At 41.8% G+C, this 15,931-nt stretch carries 18 protein-coding genes; 10 read left to right on the top strand and 8 right to left on the bottom strand.

The genetic code is table 11. The annotated features are described in order from the left end of the window. Positions 1-128: 128 nt before the first annotated feature. The 6 genes from ACFQ3S_RS19070 to ACFQ3S_RS19095 all read right to left on the bottom strand — a co-directional run bounded on the left by ACFQ3S_RS19070 (position 129) and on the right by ACFQ3S_RS19095 (position 5,997). Complete coding sequence (locus ACFQ3S_RS19070) at positions 129-911, bottom strand: M48 family metallopeptidase (RefSeq protein WP_377167549.1); 783 nt, start codon at positions 909-911, stop codon at positions 129-131. 76 nt (positions 912-987) lie between these two features. Further along, positions 988-2,382, bottom strand: a complete 1,395-nt coding sequence (rmuC, locus tag ACFQ3S_RS19075) for a DNA recombination protein RmuC (protein ID WP_377167552.1) — start codon at positions 2,380-2,382, stop codon at positions 988-990. A 60-nt stretch (positions 2,383-2,442) separates the two neighbouring features. Then, on the bottom strand, positions 2,443-2,691 hold the full coding sequence (locus tag ACFQ3S_RS19080) for a hypothetical protein (RefSeq protein WP_377167555.1): 249 nt from the start codon (positions 2,689-2,691) through the stop codon (positions 2,443-2,445). A 180-nt stretch (positions 2,692-2,871) separates the two neighbouring features. Beyond that, the gene (locus tag ACFQ3S_RS19085; protein WP_377167558.1) at positions 2,872-3,360 is read right to left on the bottom strand and encodes a gliding motility lipoprotein GldH; all 489 of its coding nucleotides are present in this window, start codon (positions 3,358-3,360) and stop codon (positions 2,872-2,874) included. Then, the gene (locus tag ACFQ3S_RS19090; RefSeq protein ID WP_377167561.1) at positions 3,357-4,853 is read right to left on the bottom strand and encodes a PSP1 domain-containing protein; all 1,497 of its coding nucleotides are present in this window, start codon (positions 4,851-4,853) and stop codon (positions 3,357-3,359) included. Before ACFQ3S_RS19090 ends, ACFQ3S_RS19085 begins: the two co-directional genes overlap by 4 nt. Before the next feature lie 7 nt (positions 4,854-4,860). After that, positions 4,861-5,997, bottom strand: coding sequence for a DNA polymerase III subunit (locus tag ACFQ3S_RS19095; protein WP_377167564.1), 1,137 nt, complete (start codon positions 5,995-5,997; stop codon positions 4,861-4,863). Positions 5,998-6,187: 190 nt separating this feature from the next. Here ACFQ3S_RS19095 and ruvX point away from each other — a divergent pair, with 190 nt between their 5' ends. The 10 genes from ruvX (at position 6,188) to ACFQ3S_RS19145 (ending at position 13,703) form a co-directional block, all read left to right on the top strand. Continuing rightward, positions 6,188-6,607 carry a Holliday junction resolvase RuvX gene (ruvX, locus tag ACFQ3S_RS19100; protein WP_377167567.1) on the top strand — a complete coding sequence of 140 codons (420 nt, stop codon included), beginning with the start codon at positions 6,188-6,190 and terminating at the stop codon, positions 6,605-6,607. A 157-nt stretch (positions 6,608-6,764) separates the two neighbouring features. Beyond that, on the top strand, positions 6,765-7,169 hold the full coding sequence (locus ACFQ3S_RS19105) for a GxxExxY protein (protein ID WP_377167570.1): 405 nt from the start codon (positions 6,765-6,767) through the stop codon (positions 7,167-7,169). A gap of 203 nt (positions 7,170-7,372) precedes the next feature. Beyond that, positions 7,373-8,011, top strand: coding sequence for an O-methyltransferase (locus ACFQ3S_RS19110; RefSeq protein WP_377167573.1), 639 nt, complete (start codon positions 7,373-7,375; stop codon positions 8,009-8,011). A 3-nt stretch (positions 8,012-8,014) separates the two neighbouring features. After that, positions 8,015-8,542, top strand: a complete 528-nt coding sequence (locus ACFQ3S_RS19115) for a glucosaminidase domain-containing protein (protein WP_377167576.1) — start codon at positions 8,015-8,017, stop codon at positions 8,540-8,542. A 138-nt stretch (positions 8,543-8,680) separates the two neighbouring features. Then, complete coding sequence (locus ACFQ3S_RS19120) at positions 8,681-9,559, top strand: glucosaminidase domain-containing protein (RefSeq protein WP_377167579.1); 879 nt, start codon at positions 8,681-8,683, stop codon at positions 9,557-9,559. Positions 9,560-9,688: 129 nt separating this feature from the next. Then, positions 9,689-10,426 (top strand): hypothetical protein, encoded by a 738-nt coding sequence (locus tag ACFQ3S_RS19125; RefSeq protein ID WP_377167582.1) that lies wholly within the window; start codon positions 9,689-9,691, stop codon positions 10,424-10,426. Positions 10,427-10,428: 2 nt separating this feature from the next. Continuing rightward, on the top strand, positions 10,429-10,767 hold the full coding sequence (locus ACFQ3S_RS19130) for a hypothetical protein (protein WP_377167585.1): 339 nt from the start codon (positions 10,429-10,431) through the stop codon (positions 10,765-10,767). 50 nt (positions 10,768-10,817) lie between these two features. Next, positions 10,818-11,909 (top strand): DUF3078 domain-containing protein, encoded by a 1,092-nt coding sequence (locus ACFQ3S_RS19135; RefSeq protein ID WP_377167588.1) that lies wholly within the window; start codon positions 10,818-10,820, stop codon positions 11,907-11,909. Between the two features lie 118 nt (positions 11,910-12,027). Continuing rightward, complete coding sequence (gene ffh, locus ACFQ3S_RS19140; protein WP_377167591.1) at positions 12,028-13,356, top strand: signal recognition particle protein; 1,329 nt, start codon at positions 12,028-12,030, stop codon at positions 13,354-13,356. Positions 13,357-13,508: 152 nt separating this feature from the next. Then, positions 13,509-13,703 (top strand): hypothetical protein, encoded by a 195-nt coding sequence (locus tag ACFQ3S_RS19145; RefSeq protein WP_377167594.1) that lies wholly within the window; start codon positions 13,509-13,511, stop codon positions 13,701-13,703. 76 nt (positions 13,704-13,779) lie between these two features. On the opposite strand, the gene ACFQ3S_RS19150 is transcribed toward ACFQ3S_RS19145, so the two are convergent. Both ACFQ3S_RS19150 and ACFQ3S_RS19155 read right to left on the bottom strand, forming a co-directional pair. After that, positions 13,780-14,925: an IS481 family transposase gene (locus ACFQ3S_RS19150; RefSeq protein WP_377167597.1), complete on the bottom strand. Its 1,146-nt coding sequence runs from the start codon at positions 14,923-14,925 to the stop codon at positions 13,780-13,782. Positions 14,926-15,052: 127 nt separating this feature from the next. Continuing rightward, the gene (locus ACFQ3S_RS19155) at positions 15,053-15,931 is read right to left on the bottom strand and encodes a DUF4349 domain-containing protein (RefSeq protein ID WP_377167600.1); all 879 of its coding nucleotides are present in this window, start codon (positions 15,929-15,931) and stop codon (positions 15,053-15,055) included.

The raw sequence follows: 15,931 nt of genomic DNA on the forward strand, positions 1-15,931 counted from the left end.
TGTGTGCTTTGACATAATAATAAACCCCAAAAGTTTTTGTCTAACTTTTGGGGGTCACTTCATAAATCTTCCGGCCTTTCGTTGTTGTACTCCGGTCTTTTTTGTGGATTGAATATTTTAAATATAATTTAACCTGCAAGGCCATCCTTTTTGGCTTTTTCAAGCACTTTAGCTGCGCGCTCAGCACTGTCAGGATGCGAGCTCATCATTTTTTCGGATTTGCTTCGTGTAGCACCCTTTTCCATGTCGGCCAATTTGTTAAAAGCACTGGCCAAAGCGGTTACTTTATAACTGTGTTTTTTCATAAAATCGTAAGAATAATCATCGGCCTGGCTTTCTTGTTTACGGCTGTATTTGCTATCGAGCAAGGCACCTGCAAAAGCTCCTAACTGACTTTCAGATAGTGCATTAACTACGCCCGATTGTGAGGACGCAGCATCAGTTAAGGCTTCTCTCTTATATACGCTTCTAACGGCATCACGGCTGTCTTTATTGGCCACATGGCCAATTTCATGACCTATAATACCTAATAGTTCATCATCTGTCATAATATCCATTAATGATGAAAACACACGTACACTACCATCTGCACAAGCAAAGGCATTAATATCTTTTACTTTATAAACTTTATAATTCAGTTTTAATCCGCCTTCGTTTTGATGCTTACCAAATATTTTGTTCAGTCTTACGGTGTAAGGATCTGATGCTGATGCCACTGGGTTATGTGCATCCATCCAGGTTACTGCATCTGAAGCCAGTTTAGCCGCTTCTGCATCCGAAAATGTAGCGGCTTTAAACCCTTTTTCAGCAGCACTGATGCTTTTAGTATTGATTTTAATTTGCGCTGATGTATGCAAACTAAATGACATGCCTAAGGCAAGTAAGGTTAATGATAAGGTACTTTTTTTCATGTTTGTAGATTTTGTTGATGGTTATAACATGATAATGAGCCTAATGTTTAAGCTAATGCGTGGTGCTTAACAAAATCTATTTTTGCATATCGTCTACTTCTGGCCACAATGGGGAGTATTTATTATCAATCTGTTTATTAGCTTTTGCTCCTAAATTCTTAATTCTTTGCGCGGTACTGGTTAAATTACCACGGCCATCACTTAGCTTATTTATAGCCTTATCATAAGCATCCTGGCTACTTTTTAAGTTGCGGCCAATGCCATCCATATCGGTTAAAAAGCCTACAAATTTATCGTACATATCGCCGCTCAAACGGGCAATTTCCAGTACATTACGGTTTTGGCGTTCCTGTTTCCACATGCTGGCTATAGTGCGCAGGGTGGCCAATAACGTACTCGGACTCACTATTACTACCCGCTTATCCCAGGCATCATTAAACAGGTCGGCATCTAATTGTACGGCAAAACTAAACGACGATTCGATAGGCATGAACAGCATCACAAAATCGGGCGAATTAATCTTTTGCAGATCGTGGTAATTTTTAGCAGATAAGCTATGCACATGGTTCCGTAACGATTCCACGTGCGCTTTGGCAAACAACTTACGTTCTTCCTCGGTTTCAGCATTTACCAGGCGTTCGTAAGCAATGAGCGATACTTTAGAGTCGATGATCAGGTGTTTATCATCGGGCAGGTCTATAATGGCATCAGGCTGAAAGCGGGTACCATCGGCCGCTTGGTGATTGGCTTGCAAACGGTATTCGCGGTCTTTAACTAAACCGGAACGTTCCAATACTTTTTCCAGGATGAACTCACCCCAGTTGCCTTGCTTTTTATTATCGCCTTTGAGGGCTTTGGTTAAATTTTGTGCCTCGCTGCTAATCTGCTTATTCAGTTCCATCAACTGGGTAATTACCCCTTTCAGGGCATTACGGTCTGCCGCTTCCATGTTGTAAACCTTATCAACCTTATCCTCAAAAGCTTTGATGTTTTCTTTCAGCGGGTTTAAAATGTGTTCCATGTGGCTCTTGTTCACATCCATAAACTCGCGCGATTTTTCCTTTAGCAGCTTTTCGGCCACGTTCTCAAATTCTTTTTGAAAATGCTTACGGGTTTGATCTATATCGGCTTTTTGTTCGCGTAACTTTTCCTGCTGTGCCTGGTAATAAGAACGGCTGCTTTCCAAAGCCTGGTTAGCTTCAGCCAGTTCCCGGCGCTCGGCTTGGAGGTAGTTGGTGATTTTGAGGTTCTCTTCTTTGAGTAGTAGCGTAATACTTTCTTTTTCGGCAAAGGCACTATTAATTTTAGCCTCAGCTATTCCTAAACCAATTCGGAGCTGCTCATTTTCAGCTTTCAACATAGCAAATTCTTCTACAGAAACCTGTCCTGTAATTTGTTTAGGCCGGTTTAAAAATAAGAATACAGCCACTAATAAAATTATCGCGGCAATAACCAATATTACTACATCCATCTGATAAAAACTTTAGCAAATGAAAGCAGTATTTTCGAAAAATACTAATTAAATATAAAGTTACGGCCTTATGCCATCAGTAACGGGATCGGCAGTTCCTTGTCCGCTACCGGTAGTGCTGGTATCAGTTCTACCTTTTGAAGTTCCGGCTGGACTATCAGATGTTACTACGCCCACGCTGTCTGCCGGACCAGAACTACCTGCACTGCCCGAATCGGCCACAGCGCCTCCGGTACTACCGTTTGATCCTTTACAGGCCGAGAATAACGTTGCTATGCCAAGGAGAGAAACAAAAGCCAGTATTTTCATGTGGGTAAATTTATTATAGTAACAAGAAAGTTGGCTGTTGGTTTTAGTGGTATTTAAACGATTTTAAATCAGCGTAAATATAACTGTCAGCATAAACTTGTTGAGACTTAATATAGCATACAGGTATTCGACAGGCTCAAGCTGTTAATAAAAGATATCACCTAATAATGCCGGAAGCACCTACTTTGCTTTTTCCACCCTTAAACCCACATCGCTAACCGAATGTAACGGATTATCGCGCATATTCTGTTCAATTTCAAAACGGTATTTACTTTTTGCCGGGAAACTGTAATTGGTTTTAAACGGTATTTGGTAGCTGTACATACTGCCCGATCCTTTGCCTAACCATTCGCCTGTGGGGCTGGCCAGTTTAAGTTCGTAGCGGGTAGCGACAGCCTTTTTTACAGATCCACCGCTTTGGTAAACCAGCACAAACATGTTCGAATATTTGTAGTTGGAGGTAACGCGTATATTCAAATACAGGTTATAAATGGTTGATGGATCTTCAATGTCTACATTAAACTTAACCTTATTACCGTAACTCCAGTTGTGGTTAGTAATAGATATATTTTCGTCTATTACCCTGTTTGGATCGGTACAGCCGGTTATAACAGTAACAGCCAAACAACTCAACCACACATAACCTAATAACTTACCTACTAACTTCATGGCTGCGGGCCTTGGGGTTGCTGGTTACTACCTGGATTATTATTGTTATTCCCTCTATTGCGGTTTGGCCGGTGCCTGCGATTATTGCGTTTTGGTACATCACTACCACTGCTTTCTGCATTGCTATCATCGGCTAAAGGTGATGCATTTGTACCCTCAGGCGCGTCGGCATTAGGCGCAGGTTTTGGGCGGTTATTTTGCTTGGGCCTGTTTTGCTGCTGCGGTTTGCGCTCACCATCTGGCTGTTGCTGCGCTTTACGTTCGTTACGTTCTGTACGCTCGCCACCGGCTTGTTGCTGTGGTTTGCGTTCTACACGCTCACCGCCGGCTTGTGGTTGCCCGTTGCCCGGTTTTTTATTGCGGTTATTACGACTGTTATTATTGTTTTTGTTACGGCTGCCACGGTCATCTAAACGAGTTAAGCTATCCTGACCAACCACATTTTCGTAATCCAGTTTTTTAGCTTCTGGAACCAAAATATCCGCTGCTTCTCCTAAATCTTCAGGAGTAATGCCCTCCTTATTCATTTTCTGAATTTCTTTTACACGGGTAATTTCTATAGGGATCCAGTTTTCGGCACCCGGATAACTGAACCACATCAGGCGTTTAAAAATATCTGTTTTTTGTAAACGGGCATCGCCTTTTTCGGTGCGCAGATAGTTTACATTATCGGGGATGTGTTTCAGGGCATCCATGTAACCATCTAACTCATAATTTAAGCAACACTTTAATTTACCGCATTGGCCGGCCAGTTTTAAAGTATTTAACGAGAGGTTTTGGTAACGGGCAGCTGAGGTAGAAACCGTTTTAAAATCGGTTAACCAGGTAGAGCAGCACAATTCGCGCCCGCACGAACCTATGCCGCCTAAACGGCTGGCTTCCTGACGCATACCAATCTGGCGCATTTCGATACGAATGCGGAACGATTCGGCCATTTTCTTGATCAGCTCCCTGAAATCTACCCGGCCTTCGGCCGTGTAATAAAAGGTTGCTTTGGTTTTATCGCCCTGGTAATCTACATCACTTATCTTCATCGATAATTTAAGCTCAAGTGCCAAGGTACGGGCTTTATGCATGGTTTCCCACTCTAAACCTTTTGCCAGTTTCCACTTATCCACGTCAGACGGTGAAGCCCGGCGATAAATTTTTTTGGTTACATCGGCTTCTTTAACATGGCGTTTTACCATTTGCATGCGCACCAGTTCGCCCGTGAGCGATACATGGCCAATGTCGTAGCCGCCGGTAGTAGTTTCAACCGCTACCAGTTCGCCATTTTCTAGGTATATATTGTCAACGTTCAGATAAAAATCCTTACGCGATCCTTTAAATTTAATCTCAACAACTTGAAAAGGCTTGTAATTAGCCGGCATATCCATGTGTTCCAGCCAGTCGTAAACATCCAACTTGCTGCACCCATTGGTCATGCATGCACCATTACTTTTGCAGCCTGCAGGCGTACATCCGCCTCCGGTTGAGCAACTTCCACATCCCATAATTAGGTTATATATATTGATTCCCTTTCGGGAGAATTTTAAAATGTAATATTTTTATAATTTGCAAAGATACATCTAAAAACAAAATTTTAGGATTTGCATTTCGTTCAACCGCGTAATGTGCTTTTTCCAGCACTTCGTCTATCGCTTCGGCCATATCAAGCGACATTACACCGGCCATTTTCTTTGCGGTTTCTTTTTCGGCGGCAGGTAAATGCACCAGGCTTTCGGCACCGCTTAGTATCAAACAAATTTCGCGAATGTAGCTAATGCCGTAACGTATAAAGTTCTTTTGTCCTTCGCGGCCGTATTTAGCCAAAGCTTCCACAAACTTCATCATCTCCAGCCCTTTGTTGCTATAACATTTACGTAACCAGTCTAAAAAAACTTCATGATAGCTTTTGGTTTCGTGCTGCAGCATGTTCATTGCTTCGGCCATGTTGCCATTACTTAGGTAAGCTGCTTCTTCTGCTGTTTGCACGGGCTGCCCTTTTTCTATTAAATAATTGCGTACATCCTGATACCCTAACGCAGGTATTTTAACCAGTTGCGTACGCGAAAGTATGGTATTGAGTATTTGATCCTGATTTTGCGCTACTAATAAAAAAACAGTGTTTGGCTGCGGTTCTTCTATAATTTTAAGTAGCGTATTGCCCGCTTTATCCAAGTACTCTGGTAACCATAAAATCAAAATTTTGTAAGCCGATTCAAATGGTTTAAGGCTTAGTTTTTTAATGATCTGGTGGCATTCGGCTATGTTAATGTTCGCCTGTTTGTTTTCGGCCTCCAGGTAACCACGCCAGGTATCCAGGCTCAGGTAAGGGTGAGCCAACAAGGCTTCGCGCCATTGCTCTATAAAACTTAGTGCGGTGTCGTTTTTATCGGATGCGAAAAAAGGGTAAGAAAAGTGCAGGTCGGGGTGTACGTATTTTTCATACTTACGGCATGATGAACATACGCCGCACGAATCATTGGCTTGTTTGTCTTCACACGATAAGTATTGGGCATAAGCTACAGCCAAAGCTAAACTACCCGATCCTTCGGGACCTAAAAATAACTGGGCATGGCTTACCCGGTTCTCCATTACGGTGTTTAATAAACGTTGCTTAACAGCTTGTTGCCCTACTATTTCTTTAAACTGCATTGGTGCAAGATAGGAATTTTTTCGGTTGTGTGTTTTCTGATATCAGTTGTCTGTTTTCGGTGCCTGTTGCTTGTTGCTTGTAATTAGATTAACTAAGTTCTGTTAAGCTTATCAATGCGTTAAATGGTAACTTTGCCATAACGGTTTACACTCAAAGTACAGACAACCGGCTACTGAAAACAGATAACAAATGAGAGTAATGGCTTTTGATTATGGCACCAAGCGCATTGGCATTGCTGTTACCGACCCTATGCAAATGATAGCTACCGGGTTGGAAACTGTGCATCCTAACCTTATTGTAGAATACTTAAAAAAGTACCTGCAAACCGAGCAAGTAGAAACCTTTGTAGTAGGCGAACCCAAGCAAATGGATAATACGCCATCACAATCGGCCATACATGTGAGAGGTTTTGTTAATATGTTGAAACGAACCTTTCCAGAGATCCCTGTAGAGATGCTGGATGAACGCTTTACTTCTAAAATGGCATCGGCTGCTATACTGGCTGGCGGTGTTAAAAAAGCCGGACGGCGGGATAAAGCGCTGGTAGATACGGTATCGGCGGTTATATTGCTGCAATCGTGGATGGAGGGAAGAGCGTTTAACCGTTGATTTAGAGTGATTAAATGATTTCGTTGATGGTCTGGACCGCTGATTTGAAATGATTTTATGATTTCGCTGGTAGTCTAAACTATTGATTTTAAAATGATCAATTAACGGAATCATTCAATCACTCTAAATCAACGGTCTTACTTTGTATATAAAATAAATGAAACCTATTGTAAATAGCAGTTACAAAAACTCTGAGTTAACAGGAAAAATTATAGGGTGCGCTATGAAGGTGCATAGCATATTGGGCAATGGTTTTCAGGAGGTGATTTATCAGCGGTGCCTGGCTATAGAAATGGCTAAAACAGATTTGTTGTTTGCACGCGAAATGGAAATGACCATTTATTATGATGGTATTGAAGTGGGTAAACGCAGAGTTGATTTTTTAGTGGAAGGCATAATTATGGTGGAACTTAAAGCCGTTAGTCAGTTAGAAGATGTTCATTTAGCGCAAGCCATTAATTACCTCGAAGTATATAAACTGGAAACCGGCTTGTTAATAAATTTCGGTTCCAGGAGTTTGCAGGTTAAGCGGGTGACGAACGAATATAAGCTTGACCGTTGATTGTTTGTCAGTACCGTTGATTTATAATGATTATTTGATTTCGATGATTTTCAAATTTTCATCAGTGTCAAATACTAATGAGTACAGGCATCAACATAATCATTTTAATCAAAAACAATCAACGGTCAAACAATTAGCAGGATTTAAATCAACGGCCCATCATCAACGTAATCAAATAATCACTTTAAATCAACGGTCAAACGATGGATATACTCGACGCTCAACTACAAATGTACCTCGAAACACACTGCGACCCCGAGCCGGAGACGCTTAAAAAAATAAATAGGGATACCTATTTAAAGCAGTTAAAGCCTAACATGCTGAGTGGCCATTTTCAGGGTCGTTTGCTAAGTATGTTGAGTAAATTGGTACAGCCTAAATTAATACTGGAAATAGGCGCATTTACCGGTTATGCCACTATTTGCCTGGCCGAAGGGCTTGCCGAAGGTGGCGTAATACACACCATTGAAGTTAATAAAGAGCAGGAAGAAACATTAGAAAAAAACTTTCGTTTGAGTGGATATAGCGACCGTATTATACTGCATATAGGTGATGCTAAGGACGTTATATTTGGATTTACCGATAAAATTTTTGATATTTGTTTTATTGACGCAGATAAGAAGAGCAATCTTGCTTATTTTGAGTTGATAATTAAGAAAATACGACCTGGAGGTTTAATAATAATTGATAATGTTTTGTGGAAAGGAAAAGTGTATGGCGAAGCAAAGGATGCCGACACCGAACTTTTCAGAAAACTAAATGACGCCATAGCTGTTAACACACAGGTTGAAAAACTAATTCTACCTGTACGAGACGGCGTACTCGTCATCAGAAAAAAATAAATTATGAAGAAAATCTTACTGATTGCTTGTTTGCTTTCTGCTACTTTAGCTGCTTCCGCACAAAAAAACACATCCTCTTCTTACGTTGATAAGTTCAAAAACAATGCCATTCGCATTATGCATGAGAGTGGTGTGCCCGCCAGCATTATATTAGCTATTGCCATGCACGAGAGTGCTAACGGAAACAGTAAATTAGCACGTAACCAAAACAATCATTTTGGGGTAAAAGGCAAAAGCCCTGTATCTTATACAGGACGCAAGGCTACACACTCATCCTACAAACAATACGATTCGGCCATGGATTCTTTTCAGGATTTTGCCCGTATCATGACCGAGCGTAAGCAATTTAGCCACTTAACTACTAAGTTTTCGCACTACGATTACAAAAGCTGGGTTAAGGGCATACAACGCAGTGGTTACGCAAGCAGCCGCACCTGGGGATCGCAAGTGTTAAGTTTAATTCGTAAGTATGAATTACATGCTTATGACGAGCAGCCCGACAGCACCAAGTTGGAAGCCAAACACCAATAAGAAAAACCAATTTTTAGATACCGTCATTGCGAGGTACCGAACAACTTTTGAATGATGCATGGCTTATATGCCTGCCCAGAGGTTCATGGTAATTTGTAATGACTTTTTGCTTTATAGCAATTATTAACGGCTTTGTTGATGAATAAAATAGCTTACTCCCTGTTGCTGATCGCTACACTGTTTTCAGCCTGTTCATCGCGCAAAAAAACATTGGCAACCCCGCCGCGTACGCCAGAGAAACCACGTTATGAGCCCAAACCTAACATAGAAGCACGGCGGAATAATGAGCGTGTACAAAAGGAAAATCAGCAAGTTATTAGCGCACCGGTAACCTATACTGTAGCCTCCTATATTGAACGCTTTAAAAGTATTGCCATAAAAGAGATGAACTTATATGGCATTCCTGCCAGCGTAACCTTATCACAAGGACTACTCGAATCGGGTTTTGGTAATGGCGAACTGGCCCGCATTGCAAATAACCATTTTGGTATTAAATGTACCAGCGACTGGAAAGGCCGGAGCTATTATAAGGATGATGACCGCCCCGATGATTGTTTCCGGGTATATAATAATCCTGAAGACTCTTACCGCGACCATTCTGAATTTTTAAAACGTAAACGCTATGCCAAACTCTTCGAATTAGATAAGAACGATTATGTAGGCTGGGCTTATGGTTTAAAAGCAGCAGGTTATGCTACTAATCCGCAATATCCGCAGTTGATTATCAATACTATTAAAAGATACACGCTCGATCAATACGACAGACCAGAAGGTGAGATTCAAAAGATCAAACGGGAAGACCGGGTATTTACAGAAATAAATCGAAATGTTGCCAAAGCTACTAAAGACTCCATTACCCGAACTATACAAGGCAATAGGTTGCATACCGTGACCACCGGCGATACACTCTATAACATTTCTAAACGTTATGGATTAACAGTTGATGAGTTAAAGGCATTAAACAATATGACCGATAACAATATAAGGATCGGTCAGCAATTAATAGTTGGACGATAAAATACAGCGCGTTATCACAGCTGTTAAAATTGGTTAAATACCCAATCAGGCTTATAATTTTGCAGCATTTTTGTAACTTCCATTTACTTAGGGTTAAACTTAAGTACAAATAACAGTCTGATATATTAAATGAGAATATGGTTACTACTTCTTTTGTGCCTGCCGGCTCTAATTGCACTATCGCAGGAAAAGCCTGTAGTGGGGCTGGTTTTTGATAAGAACACTAAAGAGCGGATAGCCAAGGTTAATGTGCGCAACCTGCGCAACGGCCAATCGGTTTATAATAACCTCAAAGCAGAGTTTAATATTCAGGCCCAACCGGGCGATGCCCTGGTGTTTACCAAACAAGGGTATTTTAGCGATACCCTGAAAGTTCAGCGTTATGGTGATATGGCCGTTTATCTTAAAGCCAGTAGTATTATGCTGAAAGAGGTTAACGTGCGCGATACGGTATTAACCGCTCAAAAAAAGCTGGAACAAACCAAACGCGATTATAACAAGATATACGGATCGCTCAACAACCGCGATCTGCTAAGCCTTTCCCCGGGGGCTGGTGCAGGCATCAGCATAGATGCTATTTGGAATATGCTGAGCAGGAGCGGCCGCAATGCAGAACACCTGCGCGAGATCATTGAGCAGGACTATAAAATAAATGTAATTGACCAGCGCTTCAATAAAACATTTGTACAACAAATCACTGGTTTAAAAGACGAACAGCTCACCAGTTTTATGACCCGTTACCGGCCAAGTTACTATATGGTAACCACGGCTACCGATTATGAGTTTGCCGTTTACATCAAATCGAACGTGAAACGTTTTTTGCGTAACCCTAACAGCCGGGCCTTACAAGCACTTAAGCCTGAGTAACTATGGATTACCCGGTTATTGTTGTCCCTTTTTTAAATGTAGATGGTATGGCGTTTTACCCATTTGTGCTGGTTAAAAATCAAACTTTAAAACAAGATGCTTTACTAATAAGGCACGAAACCATTCATTTAAAGCAAGCCGCCGAACTGTTTGTTATCCCTTTTTATCTACTGTATTTGTTTAATTATATAATTAACCGGTTTAAGTACCCTGACCATTATCGGGCATATTATGAGATTATATTTGAACGGGAGGCTTATCAGAATGAAGGTAGGATCGATTATTTAAAAACGCGTAAACTATGGGCCTGGCGCCATTATTTTAGTAATAAAGCATATTAAATGCAATCTGATTTTTATTAAAAGCGCATTTTTGTTTAATTTGTTGTAATATGTTAAGAACGGGGTTTGGGTTAATATTTCTTTTACTGATCATATCTACATTCGCAGTTGCCCAGCAAACGGATAGCTTGCGCCGGGCTACCGATAGCCTGAACCGGGTAGCTGCAATAAACCTACTGCGCACAACCGATAGTTTGCGCCGGGCCGACAGCTTGCGCCGCGATAGTATTAAGATAGACACCAATATGGTGAACCGCTACCGTATTGATCCGCGCCGTAACGCGTTGCCACAGCACCTGAGGCCTGTACAAATATTCCCTGAGCAAATACCAGTTACCATGTTAGATTATAAGGTAAGCTATTGGCATAAGTATGTAATATTCGGTATTAATTTTAACCAGGCAGGTTTTAGTAATAACTGGGCAGGTGGTGGTGTAAACTCCTTTGCATTAAACAGTAATTTAAATTATAAGCTGGAATATAATAAGCAGCCGTTTGTTTATACCACGCAGTTTATCCTGCTGTATGGCCGTTCTAAAAACAGGGGTCAGTTATCGCGCAAGAGTAACGACCGTATTTTCCTGGATAATAAGATAGCTACGCAAATGTCTAAAAGCTGGTTCTTTTTCGGGTCGGTAAGTTTTGAGTCGCAGTTTGATAAGGGTTTCAGCTACGATGCAAACGAAGTCCGCACGCGTATTTCCAACTTTATGGCACCGGGTTATGTAACCGAGTCGTTAGGTTTTGAGTACAAGCCTAATGGCTACTTCGATTTGCGCATAGGTACCGGTACAGCCCGTCAAACCTTTGTGTTAGATACCGTAATATCGAACAAAACAGGCCCTAACTACGGCGTAACCCAGTATCGTACTTTTAAGAACGAGCTGGCTTTTCAGGCAGTGGCGGCTTTTGATAAAGAGATTATGCAAAACCTGCGTTTAACCAGCAGGTACCAACTGTTTATACCTTACGGCAGGTCGCTCAAAAATGTAGATCACCGTTTGGATGCTACTATTGCCGCCCGTGTTAACCGGCTCATCTCGGTAACGATAACTGGTGTGGCCCTGTTCGATAACGATACCTCTCCCAATGTACAAAGTAACGAAAACTTAGCTTTGGGCGTTTTGTACCGGTTTCCGTAACCTTTAAACATAGCAGAGATAACCTAAAAAAATGCATCTCTCGTTTTGGCTAAAAAAACCTAAACGGATATGTCTCAAATTAATAACTTTGTAACCTCAAAATAAAGCAGGAAAAAGCATGTTTGAAAATCTTTCCGATAAGCTCGACAGGGCGTTTAAAGTTCTGAAAGGACAAGGAACCATTACTGAAATAAACGTGGCCGAAACCATGAAGGAAATTAGAAAAGCCTTACTGGATGCCGACGTAAACTATAAAACCGCCAAAGCCTTTACCGACGACGTAAGGCAGAAAGCATTGGGTGGCAACGTATTAACTACCATTTCGCCGGGTCAGTTGCTCACCAAGATCATGAACGATGAGCTTACGGCATTAATGGGTGGCACCACGGCTGAGATCACTTTTCCTGCTACGCCTACGGTTATCTTAATTGCTGGTTTAAATGGTGCCGGTAAAACTACATTTAGCGGTAAACTGGCCAACTTTCTTAAAACACAAAAAAACAAAAAGCCGCTTTTAGTGGCCGATGATATTTACCGCCCCGCTGCCGTAACCCAGTTACAGGTTTTAGGCGCACAAATTGGTATCCCGGTTTATGCCAACCTGGAAAGTAAAGACCCCGTGGCTATTGCTTTAGAAGGTATTGCCCAGGCTAAGCAAAACGGCAATAATGTGGTTATTATTGATACTGCCGGCCGTTTAGCTATTGATGAGGCCATGATGGTGGAGATCGAGAAGATCAAAGCCGCCGTTAATCCGCATGAAATATTGTTTGTGGTGGATGCCATGACCGGTCAGGATGCGGTAAACACAGCCAAGGTATTTAACGACCGTTTAGACTTTACAGGTGCCGTGTTAACCAAGTTAGATGGTGATACCCGTGGTGGTGCTGCCCTGTCTATAAAATCGGTAGTGAATAAGCCTATCAAATTTATAGGTACCGGTGAAAAAATGGAAGCGCTGGACGTTTTCCACCCCGACCGGATGGCTTCGCGTATTTTGGGCATGGGTGATGTGGTTTCGTTGGTGGAACGTGCCCAGCAACAATTTGACGAAAAGGAAGCTGCCGAACTGCAAAAGAAGATCCGCAAAAACAAGTTCGACTTTAACGACTTTTACAGCCAGATTCAACAGATCAAGAAAATGGGTAACATGAAAGATCTGATGGGTATGATACCTGGTGTAGGCAAAATGATGAAGGACGTTGAAATTGGCGACGATGCGTTTAAAAACATTGAGGCCATTATTTCTTCGATGACTCCATACGAAAAAGGAAATCCAGATAGCATAAATCAAAGTCGCCGTAGCCGTATAGCCAAAGGCTCGGGTACCGATTTGCAGGAAGTAAACCGATTGATCAAGCAGTTTGAAGATATGCGTAAGATCATGAAACAAGTGAGTAACCCGGCAGCCATGGCCAACATGATGCGCCGTATGCCGAAGATGTAGGTTGTAGAAGTAAGAATATATAGTCAGGAATCAAGACTTTAAAACCGCCATGTTGATTTCAGCATGGCGGTTTTTTGTTGTAAGTAAAACTATCATCTCCCAAACAAAGGCACAGCTTTTGCCCTTATATATATATAACAATCTATGCACTCATGAAAAGCTTTGAAGAATTAAAACCCATAGCCGAAGGCTACCTGCAAGAACAAATTGCTAATCACCCTAACGCGGTGGAATTTGAGTTTCCGTTTTCTGAAGAAGGGGTAAGATACGAAGCCAAATACACTTTGGAAGAAGACGGCACCTGGAAGCCTGATTTTATCAAACCGTTTACAACAGACGTTTTATAAGCAGAGTTATTTAAGAAAAACGGGCAAATACAAATTAAGTGTAATAGCCACTACTTGATCTGACAGTTAGGTGTTTTTATAAGTTGTCAGATTGAATTTGTGAATATAGTTTTTTCTCGTCTAAATGCATCGACTCAGATTCTTCTGAGCCCTTTTTGTGAGGGCTCTGAAGAATCTGGTCTTCGGCGAGTCTCTCCAATAACTTTTCCTGTGCCAATGGGATGCTGTCAGTAAAGGTTTGCATAGGCGTTTTACCAAAGCAGTACTTTCCGCTATGTGTCCGTTCGTTGTTGTAATTATGCATCCATCTGTCCAGATCAGCTTGCAGTTCGGCTATGCTTCGATAGATCTTTTTACGGAAGGCGATAGCATAGAACTCATCCTGAATGGTGCGGTGGAAACGTTCGCAGATACCATTGGTTTGTGGGCTTTTAGCCTTTGTTTTGGTATGATCTATATCTTCAATGGCCAGGTACAACTGGAACTCATGTTGTTCTCTTGATCCGCAGTACTCCGTGCCTCTATCGGTGAGTATCCGCAGCAAACGCAGGTCATGCTGTTCGTAGAACGGCACCACTTTATCATTGAGCATCTCTGCTGCTACCAGTGCATTCTTACGGTCATACAACTTTGTAAAAGCCACTTTAGCATAAGTATCGATAACTGTTTGCTGGTAAATATGACCAACGCCCTTGATGTTACCGACGTAGTAAGTGTCCTGCGCACCAAGGTAACCAGGATGGTGCGTTTCTATCTCACCATGAGCTTTCTTTTCTTCTTTGGCCTTCTCCAAAGCCACAACCTGCGCTTCGGTTAATACCAATCCTTCCTGTGCCGACTTGGCCTCCAATGCCTTTAAACGAAGCTTAAAGGTTTGCAGGTCGTGGCGAAGCCATATGCTCCTTACGCCTCCCGGAGATACTAATATGCCTTGCTTTTTTAGTTCATTGGATACCCGTAACTGACCTAAAGCCGGCTGGTCTACCGCCATCTCAACAACGGCTTTTTCTACATGCTCTTCTACCCGGTTCTTTAAGATCGGCTTTCTCCGGCTGATTTCCTGAAAGGCGAGTTCGCCGCCCTGATCGTAAAGTTCCTTGAACCTGTAAAAGCTATCTCGCGAATAGCCCATCACTTTACAGGCCTGTGATACGTTTCCTAAATGCTGGGCAAGCTCCAATATGCCCATCTTGTTTTTGATGATCTTTGCTTGGGTCGTCATAATGCTAATCTCTGTTACGTGTTTTAATTTTTTGTAACTGTCAGATTAAATTGTGACTATCTCAAATTAAGTATTTGCCCGTTTTTGATTTCAGACTTACCCCACTCGCAAGTAAATTAAGATATTGCTATAGAGTTGCCTTTCTGCTTTTGCGTTTCCTCCATTGCCTGAAAATGAAATATATAATAGCTACCAGCGCTATTACGGGCCAAAATGTTATTACGCCAAAAAATATGCTTTGTAGCACTTGCAAGCTTTCACCAAATGCATTTTTTAATTTATAACCAAAGCTATTACCGCTGTTGTTGCCCGCACTATTTTTAGTGAAAAAAGTTATTTGTAATGTACTAAAAGCTATTTGCTTGTTTAAATAATTGAGCTGCCCCTGTGAAGATTCAATATCCGTACGGATGTCGTTCAGCTTGTTCTCTACTTCCAGTATGTCCGACATTTTGCCGGCTTTAGCTAAAAGCGCTTTGTACCGGTTTTCCAGTAGTTTTTTATTGTTGAGACGGGTAGTAATGTCAATGTATTCGGTAGTTACATCTTTAATGCGGATGCTTTTCGATTCAACATGGTCGGCCGAGGCCGATACGGTATTTAAAAACCTTTCAAAATTTTGGACCGGGATACGCGCTTTAAACACATAATTTTTACGCCCTTCGTAAGTATCCGTATTCTCACTTTCTTCATCAATATAACCGCCCAGTTTTTTTAAGGAATCGGTTAAGCTTTTGCGGGAGGCTTTTAAATCACCTGTTTCTAAGCTAATCTCCCCTTCTTTAACTACCTTTTTTTCAGTTGGAGTCACCGCTCCTGGCTGCCCACCGGCATTCCCGGCTTGTGCGCTTTCTGTGGAATTAGCCTTTACATCGGCAGCCATCGCCGGCTCTGCATTAGGTGATGGGGCTAATGCAACTTCCTGAACCTTGTACTTTTCACCATTCCTGTTACCACAAGATGCGATGCCAATACAGAGCGCCATCCCTAAAATAAACTTCTTCAT

It is taken from the genome of Mucilaginibacter terrae, from assembly GCF_042679325.1.
Lineage (GTDB): Bacteria > Bacteroidota > Bacteroidia > Sphingobacteriales > Sphingobacteriaceae > Mucilaginibacter > Mucilaginibacter terrae.